The organism is Achromobacter sp. K91, assembly GCF_003576205.1.
GTDB lineage: Bacteria > Pseudomonadota > Gammaproteobacteria > Burkholderiales > Burkholderiaceae_B > Achromobacter > Achromobacter aegrifaciens.
In genome coordinates, this window is the sequence record NZ_QWFB01000016.1 from 49,551 (window position 1) to 67,937 (window position 18,387).

An 18,387-nucleotide genomic window follows, 5' to 3' on the forward strand; every position below is an offset into this window, starting at 1 on the left:
CCAGCCGCTTACTGCCTCACGCGGTCATTCGCTGCGGATGTTGGCCTGCTTCACGATTCGGCCGTTATCGGCGTATTCCTTCTGCACCTGGGCCGTGAACTGCTCCACCGTCCCGGGCGACATGATGTTCAGCGCGTCCGTCAGCGGTTTGCTGATGTCCGGCATGGCGGCGATGCGGTTGATGAGGCCGTTCATGCGCTGGCGGAAATCCGGACTGGTGCTGGCGGGAGCGAAAAAACCGAAAGTGGATGTCATGTTGGCCATGGGATAGCCCAGTTCGGCCAGCGTGGGCGTGCCGGGCCGTCCGGGCAGCCGGGCGGGGGAACCCACCGCCAGCAGCGTGAGCTTGCCTTCGTCGATCAGCGCATTGACCGGACCGGAGGCGTTCACCAGCATCAGCGTAAATTGTCCACCGAGGGCATCGGGCACCATCTGCGCCATGCCCTTGTACGGCACGTGGGTGATGCGCACGTCCGCCTGGCCATTGATCTGCTCCAGCATCAAATGCCCCAGCGACCCCACGCCGGCCGTCGCCAGCGACAGGCCGCCGGGATCGGCCTTGGCCTGGGCCAGCATGTCCTGGAAGGTTTTGCCCGTGAACTTCGGGCCGCCCACCAGATACACCGGCGAATACATCACGGAGGCCACCGGCGCCAGATCCTTCAAGGGGTCGTACAGCGTCTTCATCACATGCGGCGATAGCGTGACGGGGCTGACGGCGGTAAAGGCCAGGGTGTTCTCGTCGTGAGCCCGCGCCACCGTGTTCATGCCAATCATGCCGCCCGCGCCGCCGCGGTTCTCGACCACCACGGGCCGGCCCAGTTCCGCCGCCAGTTTCTGCGCGAACGCGCGCGCCGTGTTGTCGACGATGCCGCCCGCACCATAGGGCACGACGATGGTCATGGCCTTGGCGTCGGCTTGCGCTTGCGCGGCGGCAGAGAACGCGCAGGCTGCGCTGATTGCGCACAGCCCGGCGATCCGCTTGAAATTCAACATGCTTTCCCCTTGTCTATGCCCGACGGCCTGTCCGTCGGGACGCGGCAACGGCCTTGCAAAGAGGCGCGCCGGCATGCAGTGTGTGCAGGCCGGCGCGGCAGGGCAAGCGGGAATACCCGGAATGGCGCTTCAGTGCGCGCGGTAGCCGCGGCTGGTCATGCAGGAATCCAGCGCCCGGTTGTAGGAGTCCACCATGACCTGGGTGGTCCATTGCGTGATGGTGGCCGGGTCGTATCCGCTCTGGTTCATTGCCCAGCGCTGGCAGTCCACGGTGGCGCTGGCCTGGGCGCTGTTGACGGGCGCGGTGGACTCGTATTGCACCGGCTCGTACTGAGGCTGGGGCGCGCTGTACACGGGCTGCGCCTCGTACACTGGCGCGTTGTAGACGGGGGCCGCGTAGACCGGCGGGCTGGTGTAGCCCACGCCCGACGAATAGACGCCCGCCTGGGTGTAGGAAGGCCCGGAATCAGCCGCCAACAGCAGGCCTATGGTGGCCAGCGCGAAGGCGCCGCCTATCCACCAACCGTCGGAACTGCTGCTGCCGCCATGGTAATTGTGGTACCCGCCGTGGTATCCGCCACCGTGGTATCCGCCGCCGTGGCCGCCGCCCCAATAACCGCCGCCACGCCCGCCAGCCATGGCAGGCGCGCTTGCCACGGCCAACGCCAGCGCCGCGACGATGGCCATACGGCCAGAAAACCGCTTCATGATCTTGCTCCTGATCCGCCCCGGGGCCCAGCGTGACGCGGGACCCGGACCGATATTGCCACTTTACCGCCTGGCCGCTCCCATAAAGTGTCTCAAGCGCTACGGAGATTTCAACTGATTTCAGCGGGAGGCGGACGGGTCCCGGCGGTCGGGCCAGTTGTTGCAGGAACGCGACTCGCCGGGGCGCAACGTGATCTGCGGCTTATCGTTGAAATACGCGGCGTCGCGGTCCAGCGTCATGTAGGTTTCGTAGCCCGTTTTCTCCACGCACCAGTTCCAGAAGTACACCTGCGCCCCGTGGATCATCATCGATTCGGCGCGCCATTCCTTCAGGGCCCCGAACGCGGCGCTGCCGTCGGACGCGCTGCGGGTTTCATTGCGGAATTGTTCCCGCCCATAGGGAAACGTGCTGCTGATCAACACCACCCGCGCATCGGCCAGGGGCTGGGAATTTTCGTCCAGCACGGTGGCGCGGGCGTCAGGCTGCATGGTCTTGTACACGGGGTAGGGCACGCAGCCCGATAGCAGGCTGGCGAGCGCCAGGGTGGCAATGGTCGGCAAGCACTTTGGGAAGGACATTGCAATGGTTGTATCCGTTGTGGGAACCGTGGGTAAAACCAGTGGCTAAAAGCGCGGAAGGGTAGTATTTTCTCGCGATGATTACGGCACGACCTTCTTCTTTACCGCAAGACAAGCGTCTCACCAAGGGTGAACGCACACGGGCTCAACTTCTGGAGGTCGCGGCAGCGGAATTCGCGGAACGCGGATTCCAGCATACCCGGATCAGCGACATCGTCGCCCGCGCCGGCGTGACCCAACCTGTCTTCTATCAATACTTCGCCGGCAAACAGGCAGCCTACGATGAACTGGTGGGCCTGTTCGCGCAGCGCTTGCGCCAGGCCATCGGCCAGGCGCGCATGCCGGACGGGCTGCAGGACGCCGGATTGGACAGTCGCGTCCGCCTGGGCGTGAGCGGCCTGCTCGCCATTCTGCAAGAGGATCCGAACCTGACGCGCATCGGCTTCTTCCAGGCCGCCGAGGCCGAGGCGCTCAAGAACGAGCTGGCGGCGATGATCGCCGACAACGTGAGGGCCGAGCAAAAGGTGGGACTGCTCCGCGAGGACATTCCGGCCGACTGGTACGCCCAATCCATGATGGGCATCATCGAACGGTTCACGCGGCAGGAGCCGGATGCGGCCAGGCAGCAAGCCCTGGCGGAAGTCGTCACCAGCCTGTTGCTGGACGGGATACGAAAACCGCTCCGACAAGCCTCCTAGCCGGAGGCTTTTTTTTGGCCGGAATCCGGATCCGAATCCGGGCCTGAATTGCATTCGCGCGGTCCGGCACTCAAGCCCAGGTTTCTTGCAGATACATCCATTGCGGCTGGCCGCCGGGCTGGAGGGCAAACAGCGCTGTCGCCCGGCGCTGGGTCGCGCCCGCGGTCCAGGCGTGGCGTTCACGGTAGCTCAGCAAGACCGAATCCGCGCCGGCGTGCAGCACGGCCAGCTCGTCGATGTCGATCTTCAAGCCGGGGCGGGAGCCGCGCAATCTGCCGAACAAGGCCGGCAAAGCCTCCGCGGGCAGACGCTGACCGTCGGCGGCGATCATGCTGAAGCCGGGCGCAAAATCCTTGAGCAGGGCGGTCAGCTGTGTATCCGGGGCATCGGGCGAGCCGATCCAGCCTTCGATACGGGCATGGACGTCGACAGCCAGGCGCAGGCAATGGGATGAAAGGTCGGACATGGGTGGGATTCCTGGAAAGGGAGCGCCATTCTAGGAGCCAGGTTGTTCCCGAAAAACGACCTATAGATGGATATACTGTTCGTGTTTTTTTGACAATTAATCCAGGCCTTCCATGATCAATCTGAATCGTCTGGCGATGTATGCGGCGGTGGCCGAGGCCGGCTCTTTTACCGCGGCGGCCGATGCGCTGGGCACGACCAAGGCGGTGGTCAGCTTCAACATCAAGCAGTTGGAACAGGAGCTGGGCGTGGCGCTGCTCACGCGCAGCACTCGGCGGTTGGCGCTGACCGAGGCGGGGGAAGGCTTTTACGGCCACTGCGCGCGGCTGCTGCGCGAAGCCGAGGCCGCGGTGGACGAGGCGCGTTCCGGCCAGACGGCGCTGTCGGGCAGCCTGCGGGTGACGGCGTCGGTGGACTACGGCAACCGGGTGGTGGCGCCGGCGCTGGCGGCATTCGCGCGCGCGCATCCCGCCTTGCGGGTGGGGTACCGCGCCGGGTCCGCGCATGCGGACCTGATCGCCGAACGGCTGGACCTGGCCATACGGGTGGGGGCGCTGGAGGATTCCAGCTACCGGGCCACGCGCATCGGCCAGTTCAGGCTATGGATCGTGGGCAGTCCGGACCTGTTGGCGCAGCACGGCGCGCCGCGCACGCCGCAGGCGCTGGCGGCGCTGCCCTGGCTGGCCAACCGGCCCGGCCGCAGCGACCGTTGGCGGCTGACGGACAGCAAGGGGCGCGAGCACGAGCTGCGCGTGGCGCCGGTGGCGCAGGCCGATACGGCCTCGGCGCTGCTGGCTTTTGCCGAGGCCGGATGCGGCGTGGCCGCGCTGCCGGAGTGGCTGCTGGAAGAGCCTTTGGCGCGCGGCACATTGCAACGCCTGCTGCCTTCGTATGCGCTGCCGCGCCTGGAGGTCTACGCCGTGTATCCCGACACCCGCCACGTCAGCGCCAAGGTCCGGCGCTTCATCGATTTCCTGCGGGAGCGGCTGGGGCCGTCCGGCAAGCCTTAGGGGCGGCGCATGGTCCTTTGCATGCGAACATGCTCGGGCCTCGCGTCTCAGCGCTCCAATGCCGGCGTGCCGCCCGCGCCCAGATCCCAATACAGTCCTGTCATCAGGCTCAACGCCTGCCGCAGCAAGGCCGGAGGCAAGTGTTCGTTCGGCGCGTGCTGGGAACAGCCTGGATAGGAGTGCGGCACCCAGATCGTGCGCAGGCCCAGCACGTCGGTGAAGATGTCGTTGGGCAGAGAGCCGCCCAGGTTGGGCAGCACGGCGGTCTTGGCGCCGGAGGTGCGTTCCAGCGAATCCACCGCCCAGCGCACCCAGGCGTCGTCAGGGTCGATGCGGGTGGCGCGGAACATGTTCTCGCGCGTCAGCGTGATCTGGACCATGGGGAAGCCCTGGCGGTCCAGATGGCGGCGCAGGGCGGGGACCAGGTCGTCCGGATCCACGCCCACCACGAAGCGCAGCTGGCAGCGGGCCCAGGCGCGCGGCGGAATGGCGTTGACGGGCGTGTCGGGATTGCCGGTCTTGTAGGCCAGCACCTCGAACGAGCACCAGCCGAACACGCGCTCTGCCGGCGACAGCCCCGGCTCGCCCCACCAGGGTTCGATCTCGGGACCATCGGCGCCACCGTCCACCTGGCAATCGGCAAGGGCGCGCCGCACCGCGGCGGGCAGTTCGCGCGGCACCCATTCGGGGATGCGGATCTGGCCGGTGGGCGAAACCAATGTGGAGATGGCGTGGGCCAGCTGGATGCCGGGATTGGAGATAAGGCCGCCCCAGTTGCCCGAGTGGTGGCCGCCCGCGCGGGCCTCGATGCTCAAGTCGAAGTTCAGGCTGCCGCGCGCGCCCAGGAAGATGGTGGGGCGTTCCGCGCTCAGGCGCGGGCCGTCGGAGGCGATGAGCAGGTCCGCCGCCAGCAGCGCCCGGTGTTCCTCGCACAGGTCGCGCAGGCCCATGGAGCCGGTTTCCTCGCCCATCTCGATCAGGTACTTGGCGTTGAAGCCCAGCTTGCCGCGCGTCTCCAGCACCAGTCGCAGCGCTTCCATGTTGATGCTGTGCTGGCCTTTGTTGTCGGCGATGCCGCGGCCATACCAGCGGCCCTCGGATTCGGTCAGCGCCCAGGGCGACAGGCCTTCCTTCCATTCCTTTTCCAGGCCGCGGATGACGTCGCCATGGCCGTAGCCCAGCACGGTGGGCAGGGCCGGATCTTCGATGCGCTCGGCATACAGGAACGGCGCGAGCGCCTTCGGGTGCGTCAGCGTGCGGCAGGTGAAGCCCAGCGCTTCGAAGGCGGGCCGGATCTCGGCTTCCAGGTAGGCCGCGAGTTCGGGCGCGCGCGCCGGGTTCTGGCTTTCGGTGGGCTGGGCCAGGCGGCGAGCCAATAGCGCGCGGAAGGCGCCGGAATCAAAACACTGTTCCGCCTGGGCGATGGCTTGTGCGCGGGTCATGATGGCTGGACTCCGTTGGAGGTAGGGGGATAGAGGTGGCAGGCCACCACGGATTGCTCGCGCCGGACCAATGCCGGGCGTTCGGTCTTGCATTGCGCCATGGCCTGCTGACAGCGCGGGTGGAAGGGGCAACCCGAGGGCGGACGCAGCGGATCCGGGAATGACAGGCCCAGGCCCATGTCGGGTATGCCCAGTCCGGGTTCGGGCGTCAGCACCGAGGCCAGCAGCGCCTGTGTGTAGGGATGGCGCGGATCATGGAATAGTTGCGCCGTGGCCGCGGATTCCACCACCCGGCCCAGGTACATCACCGCCACGTGGGTGGCGATGTGCTCCACCACCGCCAGGTTGTGACTGATAAAGACATAGGTCAGGTTGAATTCGCGCCGCAGGTCCATCAGCAGGTTCATGATCTGCGCCTGCACCGACACGTCCAGCGCCGAGGTCGGCTCATCGCAGATGACGATCTCGGGATGCATCACCAGCGCTCGCGCAATCGCCACGCGCTGGCGCTGGCCGCCGGACAGCTGGCCTGGCGTGTTGTGGGCCAGCCGGGGCGGCAGGCCCACGCGCTCCAGCATCTCGATGGCCTTGTGCTGCTTCGGATTGGGAATGCCGTGCACTTCCAGCGGCAGCGAGACGATGGAGGCGATGGAGCGCCGCGGATTCAGCGACGAATACGGATCCTGGAAGATGGGCTGGACGCGGCGGGCGAGCGCACGCCGGCCCAGGTTGCGGATGTCCTGGCCGTCGAGCCGGATCGCCCCCTCGGTGGGCGGCGTCAGTCCCAGCAGCATGCGGGCAAGCGTGGATTTGCCGCAGCCGGATTCGCCCACGATGCCCAGCACCGCGCCGCGCTCCACCGCCAGGTCCACGCCGTTGACGGCGTGCAGCGTGCTGCGCGGCCGGAACATGCCCGACCGGATCGAGAACTGCCTGCTGACGGCCTCGGCTTGCAGCAAGGGGCTCATGCCGGGACTCCTTCGGATTCGAGGATGCAGCGCCATTGCTGGCCGGATGCGGCGCCGTGTACGGGTACCTCATGGCGGCATTGCGGCTGGGCGTGCGGGCAGCGGTCGCGGAAGGCGCAGCCCTGCAGCTCGCCCACCAGCGCGGGCACGACGCCCGGGATGGTGCCCAGCGCCTCGCCGGGCGGCGTGCGCCCGGGCACGGGGATACAGCCCAGGAGCCCCTGGGTGTAGGGATGGCGCGGCGAAGCGAACAGTTCCGCCACGGGTCCTTCTTCCACGATCTGGCCCGCGTACATCACCGCGACCTGGCGCGCGATGCGCGCGACCACGCCCAGGTCGTGGGTGATCAGCACCATGGCGATGCCCAGCTCGGCCTGCAGGTCGGCCAGCAGACGCAGGATCTGCGCCTGGATGGTCACGTCCAGCGCGGTGCTGGGCTCGTCGGCGATCAGCAGCTCCGGGCCGCACATCAGCGCCATGGCGATCATCACGCGCTGACGCAGGCCGCCGGAAAGCTGGTGCGGATATTGGGATAACCGCTGCCCGGCCGACGCGATGCCGACTTTCTCCAGCAGCTCCACCGCGCGGTCGCGGGCCTGCCGCGCGCCGGCCTTGCAATGGTGGATGTAGTGCTCGGTCAGCTGTTCGCCGATGGCGTAGGCGGGGTTCAGCGCCGTCATCGGCTCCTGGAAGATCATGGCCATCTTGCTGCCGCGCAGCGCGTTGATGCGCCCGCCGCGCGCGGCGGACAGGTCTTTGCCCAGCACCGCCAGCCGCCGCGTGCTGCGCCGGGCGGCCTTGGGCAAGAGACCCATGATGGCCAGGGAGGTCATGGACTTGCCGCAGCCCGATTCCCCCACCAGGCACAGCGTTTCGCCGCGCCGGACCTGGAAGGACACGTCGCGTACCGCGTGCAGCGGGCCGCGCGGCGTGGCGATGTCGACGGTGAGACCCTGCACGTCCAGCACGATGTCGGTGTCGCTCATGCTCAGGCCCTCTCTTCAGGCGTCAGGAGTTGATGCAGCCCGTCGCCGGCCAGGTTGATCGCGAAGATCAGCAGCGCCAGCGCCGACCCCGGTATGGCGATCAGCCAGAACGAGAAGAACATGTAGGCCTTGGCCTCCGAGATCATCAGGCCCCACGACGGCAGCGGCGGCTGCACGCCCAGGCCCAGGAAGGACAGCGAAGCTTCCAGCAGGATCGCGCTGGCGGCTTCCAGCGTGGCGATCACGATCAGTTGCGGCACCACATTGGGCAGCACTTCGCCCCAGACGATGCGCCAGGTGGACGCGCCCGCGGCCTGCGCCGCGGCCACATATTCCAGCGAGCGCACCTGCTGGGTGGCGCTGCGCATCACCACCGCATAGCGGTCCCACTTGAGCAGCCCCAGCACCAGGATCACGACCCACAGCGAGCCGCCGACGATGGCGACGGTGGCCAGCGCCACCAGGATCACGGGCATGGACAAGCGGGTGGTGATGAGAAACGACACCGCCATGTCGACCTTGCCGCCGAAGTAGCCGGCCGCCATGCCCATGGCCGTGCCGATCAGGCCCGAGATCAGCGCCACGCTGATGCCGATCAGAAGCGAGATGCGCGCGCCGTAGAACAGGCGCGACATGTAGTCGCGGCCCAGCTGGTCGGTGCCCAGCGGGTGCAGCCAGGTGCCCTTGGCGTACCAGACCGGCGGCGCCGTGCGGTAGGCCAGGTCCTGGTAGTAGGGGTCATGCGGCGAGATCCAGGGCGCGAACAGCGCGATCAGCACGATGACGAGCAGGATGCCGCCGCCGGCCAGCAGCGCCTTGTTGCGGCGCAGCCGCCGCCAGCGCAGGGCGGACGCGGACAGTTCCAGCGGCGCCGGGGCGCCGGAAGCGGACGGGGTCAGGGTAGGCGTGTTCATGTCAGGACACCCGGATGCGCGGGTCCAGCCACGCGTTGGCGATATCGGCGGCCAGGGTCAGCAGCACGTAGAGCACCGACAGCAGCAGCACGATCAGCTGCATCACGGGATAGTCCTTGTAGGTGATGCTCTGGTAGGCCAGGTAGCCCAGGCCGTCCAGCGCGAAGATGGTTTCGATGACGACCGAGCCGCCCAGCAGGTAGCCCAGCTGCACCGCGGCCAGCGCCACCACCGGCACGATGGCGTTGCGCAGCGCGTGCTTGAAGACGATCTTGCGTGCCGGCAGGCCCTTGGCGCGCGCGGTGCGGATGTAGTCGGCGGCCAGGACTTCGATCATGCCGGCGCGGATCAGGCGCATGAAGGCGGGGGCCACGTAATAGCCCAGCGCGATCGCCGGCATCACGAAATGCTGCCAGCTGCCGCTGCCTGACACCGGCAGGATGCGCAGCGATATCGAGAACAGCATGATCAGGATCAGCGCGAAGAAGAAGTTGGGCAGCGCCTGACCCAGCACGGCGATGGCCAGGCATATGCGGTCGATCAGGCTGCCCTTGTACAGCGCGGCCAGCACGCCCAGCGGAATCGAGATCAGAAGCGCGAAGGCCAGCGCGCCCAGGCCCAGCAGCAGGGTGGTCTTGAGCTTGGAGAGGATCAGCGGTCCCGCCTCGGTCTTGAAATACACCGAGGTGCCGAAATCGCCCTGCAGGATGTGCCAGAGCCAGTCCGCGTACTGCACGGCCAGCGGCCGGTCCAGGCCGTAGGTCTTGCGGATCATGTCGATGTCGGCCTGGCGCGCGCCTTCGCCGGCCAGCGCCAGCGCCGGGTCGCCGGACAGGTGCAGCAGCAGGAACGCCAGGATCGAGACCGTCAGCGCCACCAGCACCGCCAGGCCCAGGCGCCTGATCGTGAAATACAGCATAGGGCTTCCTCTTCGTTGGACTCACGCCGGCCCGGCGCGATGCCAGGCCGGCGCGGGGCCGCGCCTTACTTCCAGCTCATGTCCCAGAAGCGCACCAGTTCATCCGAATAGGGCTTGAAGTTCAGGTCCTTGGTGGTCACGTAGTAGGCGGGCAGGGTCCACAGCGGCACCGCATAGGCCTTCTGTGCAATCAGGTCCAGCGCCTGCTTGTAGGCGGCCTTGCGCGCGCCGCTCTCGATGGTGTGGTCGCCCTTGTTGAGCAGGTCGCGCACCTGCGGGTCGCGGGTGATGTCGTCGTTGCCGAAGGCGAAGTACACAGGCGTGGACGCGGACACGTCGTTGACCAGGTTGGACGCCCAGGTCTGGTGCGTGAGCGAGGCCTTGTTGGCGCGGATCATGTCGCGCATGGCGGCGTACTGCAGGAAGTTGAGCTTGGCGCGGATGCCCACCGCCTGCAGGTAGTTGATGATGGCTTCGGTCTGGTTGCGCTCGCGATACGCCACCAGGTCGATGTCGAAGCCGTTGGGGTAGCCCGCTTCCGCCAGCAGTTTCTTGGCCTGGGCCGGATCGTACTTGTAGACCGGCGCGCCTTCCTGGGTGCAGCCCGTCTGCGAAGGCGTGCAGATGGTGTTGATGAGACCGCCGCCTTCGCCCACGATGTTCTTCAACATGGCTTCGCGGTCGATGGCGTGGATGATGGCGCGCCGCACGCGTTCGTCCTTGAGCTGCGGCGCGGGCGTGCCTTCCTGGATGTTCATCTGCATGAAGACGATGCGCATGGTGTCGCCCGTGACCATCTGCAGCGAGGGCATGCCGCCCAGCTGCTCGGCCTGGTCCTTGGGCACGCTCATGATCAGGTCCTCGCCGCCCGAGATGACCTCGGCCATCTGCGTCTGGCGGTCGGGGATGAAGCGGATCACCACCTTGCCGATCTTCGGCTGGGCCTTGGGCGAATCCTTGAAGTAATCGGCATTGCGTTCCAGCGTGATGGACTTGCCGGGCTGGTAGTCCACCACCTTGTAGGGACCGGAGCCCACCGGCTTGGCGTTCATGCCCTTGGGCCCGACTTCCTGGTAGTACTTGGCCGGATGTATGGCGGCGGTGGTGGACAGGTATTCCTTGGCGCCGGGGAAGGGCTCCTTGGTGGTCAGGCGCACCTTGTACTTGTCGATCTTCTCGACCTTGTCGATCCAGGCCACGTTCTGCTGCGTGACGGCCTTGTTCTTCGGGTCCGCCACGTAGTTCAGCGTGTACACCACCGAATCCGCGTCGAACTCCTCGCCGTTATGGAATTTGACGCCTTCGCGCAGCTCGAATTCCATGGTCTTGTCGTCGACCTGCTTCCAGCTCTTGGCGAGCTGCCCCTTGTACTCGTTGGTGACCGGGTCGCGGTAGAGCAGGGTGTCCCAGACGTTGGCGGCGATGATGACGCCGATCCGCACGTTGTTGTAGTAGGGATCCACGCTTTCCGGCGCCTGGTCGTAGGCCATGCGCACGGTGTCGTCCTTCTTGCCGGCCAGCGCTGGCTGGGCCGCCAGCGTGGCGCAGGCCAGCAGGGCGGCAGCCAGGGCCTTAAGGGGGAGGGGGCTGCGCCAGGTCGGCGCGGATGCTGCGGGGGTGATGCGGAAATCAGTCATGGTGAGGCTCCTGTGGAAGTCACTGCACGTACTGCTTATCTGCCATCTTGTCGCGGGCGGCGCGGCCCGATGTGCTGCCTGCGGCGGGTCAGCCGGAATCGGCCGCCGCCGCGGGCGGCTGGGTAAGGGTCTTCAACGCGGCCTCGCACTTGCGCTGCAAGTGCTGGCGCATGATGCCGGCCAACCGGTCCGCGTCGCGCGCGTCCAGGGCCTCGGCCATCTCGATGTGCTCGCGCATCGCCAGATCCCATTTCTGGCGGTTCTCGTTCGAGACGAAGCGCAGGTTCTGGATGCGCGCGTTCTGGGCGTCGTACAGCTGCTTGAGCAGGCTGTTGTGCGCGGCCAGGCTGATGCGTTCGTGGATTTCGCGATTGGTGCGGAAATAGGTGGGGAGGTCGTGGCGCGCGTGGCTGGCCATCATTTCGTAGGTCAGCGCGCGGATCTCGGCGATTTCCTGGTCCGTGGCCCGTTCGCAGGCCAGCCGGCAGGACATGGCCTCCAGCCCGCCGATGACCTCGAAGGCTTCGCGGATGTTCGCTTCCGACAGCGCCACTACCTGCGCCCCGCGGTTCGGTTCGATCTGCACCAGGCCTTCGGCGGCCAGCACGCGGAAGGCTTCGCGCAAGGGGGTGCGGGACACGCCGAGCAGGTCGCACAGGGTGCGCTCGTTCAGCCGCGAGCCGGGCGGGAATTCGCCCTGGATGATGCGTTCGCGCAGTTGCCCGGCCACCGTGGCCGGCAGCGTGCGGCCGTTGCCCATGCCGCGCGCCGCAGGCGGCGGCGCGGTTTCGGCGGCCACGCTGGTGGCGCCGGAATCAGGCATCAGGCTGGAAACGCTGCTCATTGGTATACAAAAATTCCCCGTGTTTTGCGAGACTATAAACCTGTCTTTCCGTATCGCCAGATGGGTGTATACCCTAGGTTATTAACGCAAAAACAATGGGATAGAGTGACGCATGCCGCAAGTCCGCGCGCGGGGAAAGTCCTGCTTGTCTGCCCTGCGCCTTTCGTTGGTATACAAAAATATTCCACTTTGGGACTACGCATGCTTACCCTGAACAGTCATCCGTCCGGCCGGCATTTCCTGCAGATTCCGGGGCCCACCAACGTGCCCGATCGCGTGCTGCGCGCGATCGACCAGCCCACCATCGACCATCGCGGACCCGAGTTCGGCGCGTTGGGCCTGGCGGTGCTGGAAGGCGTCAAGCAGGTGTTCCAGACGCATTCCCCGGTGGTGATCTTCCCGTCGTCCGGCACCGGCGCCTGGGAGGCCGCGCTGGTCAACACCTTGTCGCCCGGCGACCGCGTGCTGATGGTCGAGACCGGCCATTTCGCCAGCCTGTGGCGCAAGCTGGCGGGGCGGCTGGGCCTGGAGGTGGACTTCCTGGAAGGCGATTGGCGCCACCCGGTGGACGCGGCAGCCATCGCCGCCCGCCTCGCCGAAGACCAGGAGCGCAAGATCAAGGCCGTGTGCGTGGTGCACAACGAAACCTCCACCGGCGTGACCAGCGACATCCCGGCCGTGCGCGCCGCGATCGACGGCGCCGCGCATCCGGCGCTGCTGATGGTGGACACGATTTCGTCGCTGGGCTCCATCGACTACCGCCACGACGAATGGGGCGTGGACGTGACCGTGGCCGGTTCGCAGAAGGGCCTGATGCTGCCGCCCGGCCTGGCCTTCAACGCCGTCAGCGCACGCGCCCTGGCCGCGGCCGACGAGGCGCGGCTGCCGCGCTCGTACTGGGACTGGCGCGAGATGCTCGCCGCCAACGCCCGCGGCTACTTTCCGTACACGCCTTCGACCAACCTGCTTTACGGCCTGCACGAAGCCCTGGCCATGCTGCGCGAAGAAGGCTTGCCGCAAGTCTTCGCGCGCCACCAGCGCCATGCCCAGGCCACGCGCCTGGCTCTGGCCGGGTGGGGGCTGGAGCTGCTGAGCCTGGATCCGGCCGCGCACAGCCCGGCGCTCACTGCGGTGGTCATGCCCCAAGGCCATGGCGCCGACGCCTTCCGCAAGCTGGTGCTGGAACGTTTCGACATGTCGCTGGGGCAGGGCCTGGGCAAGCTCACCGACCGCGTGTTCCGCATCGGCCACTTGGGCCACTTCAACGACCTGACGCTGTGCGGCACGCTGGCCGGCGTGGAAATGGGCCTGGCCGCGGCAGCCGTGCCGCATAGGGCGGGCGGCGTGCAGGCGGCAATGGAATTCCTGGCCGGCTCGCGCGCAAGCGTAGCGGCCTGAGACACACACATAACGAGGGAAACGATGAACACACTCATGCAGCAGGCGATCCAGTTCGCCAACGACCACGAATCCGCCTGGGACCGCAGCGTCAAGGGCAACTTTGGCGTGCACCTGAACGATCCGCCGCCCTGGAACCGCCTGCTGGGCCCCATCCACGACCGCGGCCCGGTGTCGGGCGTGGTCACCGTGCGCGGCGAGACCGTCGCGTCCTGGGGCGAGCCCGAGCGCGCCGACCTGACCTTCAGCGTGGCCAAGCTGTACCTGGCAATCCTGGCCGGCGTGGCCCATGACCGCGGCCTGCTGCCGGACGTGGACGAGCCCGTGGGCAAGCGCGTGCCCGGCATCGGCTTCGACGAAGGGCAGAACGCCGACATCACCTGGCGTCATCTGCTGCAGCAGACCAGCGAATGGGAAGGCGAACGCTTTGGCGTATCCGACCAGGCCGATCGCTATCGCGCCGTCACCTTCGGCGTGCCGCCGGACGGCAAGAAGGGCGAAGCGCGGCCGTTGCAACGTCCCGGCACGTACTGGGAATACAACGACGTGCGTATCAATCAGCTGTCGTATGCGCTGCTGCATCTGTTCCGCAAGCCCTTGCCCGAAGTCTTCCGCGAGGCGGTTACGCGGCCCATCGGCGCCAGCGAAGACTGGCAGTGGGTCGGCTACGACAACGCCTGGGTCGAGATCGACGGCCAGCGCATGCCGTCGGTGCCGGGCGGTTCGCACTGGGGCGGCGGCATGTCCATCAGCGCTCGCGACCAGGCGCTGATCGGTCAGATGCTGCTGAACGACGGCATGGCCAACGGCCGTCGCATCCTGTCCAGCGAGTGGATCAGGGACATGCGCACGCCATGTGCGATTGCGCCGTATTACGGCTATCTGATCTGGCTGAATCATGAAGGCCGCGTGTTTCCTAGCGTGCCGGCTTCCAGCTTCTTTGGCGTGGGGGCGGGTAGCTCGTTTACGTGGGTGGAACCGGAGCGGCAGATGGTGGTGATTGTGCGCTGGCTGAACTCGGCCCACGCCGACGCGCTGTTCGGCAAGATCCTGGAGGCGGTGGACGCTGGGGTCTAGATCGTTTTTGGCTAGGTATTTGATGTGGCGGCTGTAGGCGGCTTCGAGTATGCGGATGTCGGGGTTCTGAACCGCCGAGGCTGCCCTGCGCCATTCCGATGCTCGCCCCGGTGGGGCTGCGCTTCGGATGGCTCCGGGCCGCCTCGGCTGACAGCAGCCGAATGCACTGGTCTTAGGTCCGTTCATGGGTAGATGCCGTGAGCCGGTGTCCGGGCGGAGGGATCCGAAGCGCAGCCCCACCGGGGCGAGCATCGGAATCCCGCAGTCCGGACGCCGGCGACTCAAGAACCCTGCCTCACAAAACCGAAGCGACAGGGCTTCGAGCTTGCGGGTGTCAGGGTTCTTTAGCCGCCGAGGCGGCCCTGCGCCATTCCGATGCTCGCCCCGGTGGGGCTGCGCGTCGGATGCCTCCGGGCCGCCTCGGCTGACAGCAGCCTTATGCATTGGTTTCAGGCCCATTCATGGGCAGATGCTTTGAGCCGGTGGCCGGGCGGAGGGATCCGAAGCGCAGCCCCACCGGGGCGAGCATCGGAATTCCGCAGTCCGGCCGCCGGCGACTCAAGAACCCCAGCCTCACAACATCAAACGTCAACAATCCATCCAAGAATGCCCAAGATGCGAATTTGACTCGCGCGGGCCTGCCGTTGCATGCTCCCGCCTAATCCATTTCCGTGAACGAGAGGAAGCCAACCATGAACTACCGCCGCCTCGGCCGCAGCAATCTCCGCGTCTCTCCGCTCTGCCTGGGCACCATGATGTTCGGCGAGCAGACCCCCGACGACGAAGCCGCCCGCATCGTCGCGTCCGCGCGTGACCATGGGTTGAACTTCATCGACACTGCCGACGTCTATAACGGCGGCCGCTCCGAAGAGGTGGTCGGCAAGCTACTGAAAGGCCAGCGCCAGGACTGGGTGCTTGCCAGCAAGATCGGCAACGCCGTCGGAACCGGCCCCAACCAGGCCCACTATTCGCGCCAGTGGCTCATGCGCGGCGTGGAGGAAAGCCTCACGCGCCTGGGCACCGACTTCATGGACATCCTCTACCTGCACCGCGACTACCATGAGGAAAACCTCGAAGAAGCCCTGTGGGCGCTGGGCGACCTGATCCGCGCCGGCAAGCTGCGCAGCTTCGGCCTGTCCAACTTCCGTGGCTGGCGCATCGCCGAAGTGATGCGTTTGTGCGAAAAAATGGGCGTGCCGCAACCCGTGGTGTGCCAGCCTTACTACAACATGCTCAACCGCGGCCCCGAAGTCGAGATCCTGCCGGCGTGCAAGCACTACGGCCTGGGCGTCGTGCCCTACAGCCCGATCGCGCGCGGCGTGCTCACCGGCAAGTACCTGCCGGGCCAGGCGCCCGCGGCCGACACCCGCGCCGGACGCGGTGACCGCCGCATCCTGGCGACCGAGTTCCGCGAAGAGTCCCTGGAAATCGCGCAGAAGCTGGTGGCGCACGCCGCCGCCCGCGGCACGCAGGCGGGGCATTTCGCCACTGCCTGGGTGCTGGCCAATCCCGTCATCACCGCCGTCATCGCCGGCCCGCGCACCCTGGCGCAGATGGAGGACTACTACGCGGCGCTGGACGTGAAGATCACGGCCGAGGACGAGGCCGTCGTCAACGACTGGGTCACGCCTGGGCACGCGTCGAGCCACGGCTACAACGATCCCAACTATCCGTTCTACGGCCGCCCGGTAGCAGCGGCCTGAGGCACAACTCAGGTAGGAACGCGCCGGCCCATATGGCCGGCGCTTTCACATTCAGGCCTTGCCCAATCCCCCGCGCGGCATGGCATTTGCCGCCGCCTCCAGTTCCGCCGGCTGCGCGCCGCGCCCGATCAGCATCGCGCACACCGCCGACACGACCCCAGCGAACAGCACGTACAGGCAGATCAGCCAGGGCTGGCCGCCGCCCGTCTTCAATAGCGCCGTCGCAATGATGGGCGTGATGCCCGAGGCGAAGATGCCCGAGAACTGGTAGACGAAGGAAATTCCCGTGTAGCGCACCTTGGCATCGAACAGCTCGCAGAACAGCGCTGCTTCCGGTCCGTACACGGCGGCGTACAGGATGCCGAACGGAATGATGATGGCCAACCAGATCAGCATCACGCTGCCCTGGCTATTGAGCATCAGCCAGAAGCCGGGGAAGGATGCCGCGGCGGTAATCAGCGATCCCCAGAAGTAGACTCGCGTGCGGCCGATTTTGTCGGACAGCCGGCCGAAGAAGGGGATGAAAAAGCACATCACCAGGGCTGCGGCCATCACGCCGATCAGCGCTTCGGTCCGGCTGATCTGCACCGTCTGCGTCAGGTACGAGATCGAGAACACGCCGAATACATTGAAGAACACGCCGTCGATGTAGCGCGCGCCCATGCCCTTGAAGACATTGCCCGGATAGCGCTTGAGCATGTCGAAGAACGGAATGCGGCTCTCGGCGTTGTTGGCCTTGACCGCCGCGAACTCGGGCGTCTCCTTGATGTTCAGGCGGATGTACATGCCCACCAGCACCATGGCGGCGGACGCCAGGAAGGCGATACGCCAGCCCCAGGCCATGAATTGCGCGTCCGTCAGCAGGGTGGACAGCAGCGCCACCGTGCCCGAGGCCAGGCACAGGCCGATGGCCAGGCCGATCTGCGGCAGCGAGGCATAAAAGCCTTTTTTGCCCGGCGGCGCGTATTCGTAGGCCATAAGCACCGCGCCGCCCCATTCGCCGCCCAGGCCTATGCCCTGGAACACCCGCAGCAAAAGCAACAGGATCGGCGCCCAGATGCCGATGCTGTCGTAGGTGGGCACCAGGCCGATCAGGAAGGTGGCGATCCCCATGATCATCAGCGTCATCACCAGCATGCTCTTTCTGCCGATGCGGTCGCCGAAGTGGCCGAAGATCAGCCCGCCCAGCGGTCGCGTGACGAAGCCGACGGCAAAGGTGGTGTAGGCCAGCATGGTCGAGACCAGCGGGTCGCCGGTAGGGAAGTACAGCTTGTTGAACACGATGCCCGCGACGACGCCGTACAGGAAAAAGTCGTACCACTCGATGGTGGCGCCGATCAGCGACGCGGCGACGACTTTGCGCACCGCGGCTTCGTTTTGCTTGGCCATGTCTAGTCTCCTTTGGTGGGGCGGTGGGGCAATCTGCGTTGTCCTGCGCCTTGGGGTTCTGCTATCCGGGGTCCGTCATCTCCGATTCAGGCGGCGACGCGCAGCGCCTGCGGCTGCGCTTGCCTGAGGTCCTGCAACATGAATTCGGCCGCGCGTTCGGCCAGCATCACCACGGGGACGTTGGTGTTGCCCGACACCAGCGTCGGCATGATGGAGCAGTCCACCACTCGCAGCCCGGCTACACCATGCACGCGCAGGCGCTCGTCCACCACGGCCATCGGGTCGCTGGACGGCCCCATCTTGGCCGTACCGGACGGATGGAAGATCGTGGCGCCATATTCGCGGCAGAAGTGCAGGATCTCGTCGTCTGTGCGCACGTCCGGCCCGGGGCGGAATTCGCGTTTCATCAGGCCGGCCAGCGGTTCGGTGGCGGCAAGCCTGCGCGCATACTTCACCGCGGCGACCGCCATCTGGCGGTCCAGTTCAGTGGAAAGGTAATTGGGTTGCATGGACGGCGCCTCGAAGGGATCTGCGCTGCGCAGCCGGACCCGGCCGCGCGACGAGGGCCGCAGTTGGCACACCGAATAGGTGCAGCCCGAGAACGGATGCACCTTGCCGCCCGCCATATCGGCCGACAGCGTGGCGAAATGGAAC

At 66.7% G+C, this 18,387-nt stretch carries 18 protein-coding genes; 5 read left to right on the forward strand and 13 right to left on the reverse strand.

From position 1 onward, the window contains the following. Window positions 1-24: 24 nt before the first annotated feature. From DXK93_RS04150 to DXK93_RS04160, 3 genes are all read right to left on the reverse strand, one after another. Window positions 25-996, reverse strand: a complete 972-nt coding sequence (locus DXK93_RS04150; protein ID WP_119449421.1) for a tripartite tricarboxylate transporter substrate binding protein — start codon at window positions 994-996, stop codon at window positions 25-27. Between the two features lie 129 nt (window positions 997-1,125). After that, on the reverse strand, window positions 1,126-1,704 hold the full coding sequence (locus DXK93_RS04155) for a hypothetical protein (RefSeq protein WP_054456453.1): 579 nt from the start codon (window positions 1,702-1,704) through the stop codon (window positions 1,126-1,128). Between the two features lie 120 nt (window positions 1,705-1,824). Continuing rightward, window positions 1,825-2,283 (reverse strand): carboxypeptidase regulatory-like domain-containing protein, encoded by a 459-nt coding sequence (locus DXK93_RS04160; RefSeq protein ID WP_119449422.1) that lies wholly within the window; start codon window positions 2,281-2,283, stop codon window positions 1,825-1,827. Window positions 2,284-2,435: 152 nt separating this feature from the next. On the opposite strand from DXK93_RS04160, the gene DXK93_RS04165 reads away from it, so the two are divergent. Next, on the forward strand, window positions 2,436-2,981 hold the full coding sequence (locus DXK93_RS04165) for a TetR/AcrR family transcriptional regulator (RefSeq protein ID WP_225596824.1): 546 nt from the start codon (window positions 2,436-2,438) through the stop codon (window positions 2,979-2,981). A gap of 70 nt (window positions 2,982-3,051) precedes the next feature. Here the strand turns inward: DXK93_RS04165 and DXK93_RS04170 are convergent, their stop codons facing one another. Next, a complete protein-coding gene (locus tag DXK93_RS04170; RefSeq protein ID WP_119449423.1) occupies window positions 3,052-3,447 on the reverse strand; it encodes a hypothetical protein in 396 nt (131 codons plus the stop codon). 112 nt (window positions 3,448-3,559) lie between these two features. On the opposite strand from DXK93_RS04170, the gene DXK93_RS04175 reads away from it, so the two are divergent. Then, the gene (locus DXK93_RS04175; RefSeq protein ID WP_119449424.1) at window positions 3,560-4,456 is read left to right on the forward strand and encodes a LysR family transcriptional regulator; all 897 of its coding nucleotides are present in this window, start codon (window positions 3,560-3,562) and stop codon (window positions 4,454-4,456) included. Between the two features lie 47 nt (window positions 4,457-4,503). On the opposite strand, the gene DXK93_RS04180 is transcribed toward DXK93_RS04175, so the two are convergent. The 7 genes from DXK93_RS04180 to DXK93_RS04210 form a co-directional block, all read right to left on the reverse strand. Then, the gene (locus DXK93_RS04180) at window positions 4,504-5,898 is read right to left on the reverse strand and encodes a M20 family metallopeptidase (RefSeq protein WP_119449425.1); all 1,395 of its coding nucleotides are present in this window, start codon (window positions 5,896-5,898) and stop codon (window positions 4,504-4,506) included. Then, window positions 5,895-6,866, reverse strand: a complete 972-nt coding sequence (locus tag DXK93_RS04185; RefSeq protein ID WP_119449426.1) for an ABC transporter ATP-binding protein — start codon at window positions 6,864-6,866, stop codon at window positions 5,895-5,897. The genes DXK93_RS04180 and DXK93_RS04185 overlap by 4 nt, the downstream gene beginning before the upstream one ends. Beyond that, window positions 6,863-7,852, reverse strand: coding sequence for an ABC transporter ATP-binding protein (locus DXK93_RS04190; RefSeq protein ID WP_119449427.1), 990 nt, complete (start codon window positions 7,850-7,852; stop codon window positions 6,863-6,865). Before DXK93_RS04190 ends, DXK93_RS04185 begins: the two co-directional genes overlap by 4 nt. Before the next feature lie 2 nt (window positions 7,853-7,854). Beyond that, complete coding sequence (locus tag DXK93_RS04195; protein ID WP_119449428.1) at window positions 7,855-8,766, reverse strand: ABC transporter permease; 912 nt, start codon at window positions 8,764-8,766, stop codon at window positions 7,855-7,857. A 1-nt stretch (window position 8,767) separates the two neighbouring features. Then, a complete protein-coding gene (locus tag DXK93_RS04200) occupies window positions 8,768-9,685 on the reverse strand; it encodes an ABC transporter permease (protein ID WP_054456461.1) in 918 nt (305 codons plus the stop codon). A gap of 65 nt (window positions 9,686-9,750) precedes the next feature. Then, entirely contained in the window at window positions 9,751-11,322 is a 1,572-nt protein-coding gene (locus DXK93_RS04205) for an ABC transporter substrate-binding protein (protein ID WP_119449429.1), read from the reverse strand. A gap of 88 nt (window positions 11,323-11,410) precedes the next feature. Beyond that, window positions 11,411-12,082 (reverse strand): GntR family transcriptional regulator, encoded by a 672-nt coding sequence (locus tag DXK93_RS04210; protein ID WP_225588818.1) that lies wholly within the window; start codon window positions 12,080-12,082, stop codon window positions 11,411-11,413. Between the two features lie 285 nt (window positions 12,083-12,367). Here DXK93_RS04210 and DXK93_RS04215 point away from each other — a divergent pair, with 285 nt between their 5' ends. The 3 genes from DXK93_RS04215 to DXK93_RS04225 all read left to right on the forward strand — a co-directional run bounded on the left by DXK93_RS04215 (window position 12,368) and on the right by DXK93_RS04225 (window position 16,344). After that, complete coding sequence (locus DXK93_RS04215; protein ID WP_119449431.1) at window positions 12,368-13,564, forward strand: alanine--glyoxylate aminotransferase family protein; 1,197 nt, start codon at window positions 12,368-12,370, stop codon at window positions 13,562-13,564. A 24-nt stretch (window positions 13,565-13,588) separates the two neighbouring features. Continuing rightward, a complete protein-coding gene (locus tag DXK93_RS04220; RefSeq protein WP_175181259.1) occupies window positions 13,589-14,641 on the forward strand; it encodes a serine hydrolase in 1,053 nt (350 codons plus the stop codon). 692 nt (window positions 14,642-15,333) lie between these two features. Further along, a complete protein-coding gene (locus tag DXK93_RS04225) occupies window positions 15,334-16,344 on the forward strand; it encodes an aldo/keto reductase (protein ID WP_119449433.1) in 1,011 nt (336 codons plus the stop codon). A 51-nt stretch (window positions 16,345-16,395) separates the two neighbouring features. Here the strand turns inward: DXK93_RS04225 and DXK93_RS04230 are convergent, their stop codons facing one another. Together DXK93_RS04230 and DXK93_RS04235 are read right to left on the reverse strand one after the other, a co-directional pair. Further along, on the reverse strand, window positions 16,396-17,733 hold the full coding sequence (locus tag DXK93_RS04230) for an MFS transporter (protein WP_054456466.1): 1,338 nt from the start codon (window positions 17,731-17,733) through the stop codon (window positions 16,396-16,398). An 86-nt stretch (window positions 17,734-17,819) separates the two neighbouring features. Beyond that, window positions 17,820-18,387: GMC family oxidoreductase (locus DXK93_RS04235; protein ID WP_233564502.1), on the reverse strand; the 568-nt coding region annotated here is incomplete at its 5' end.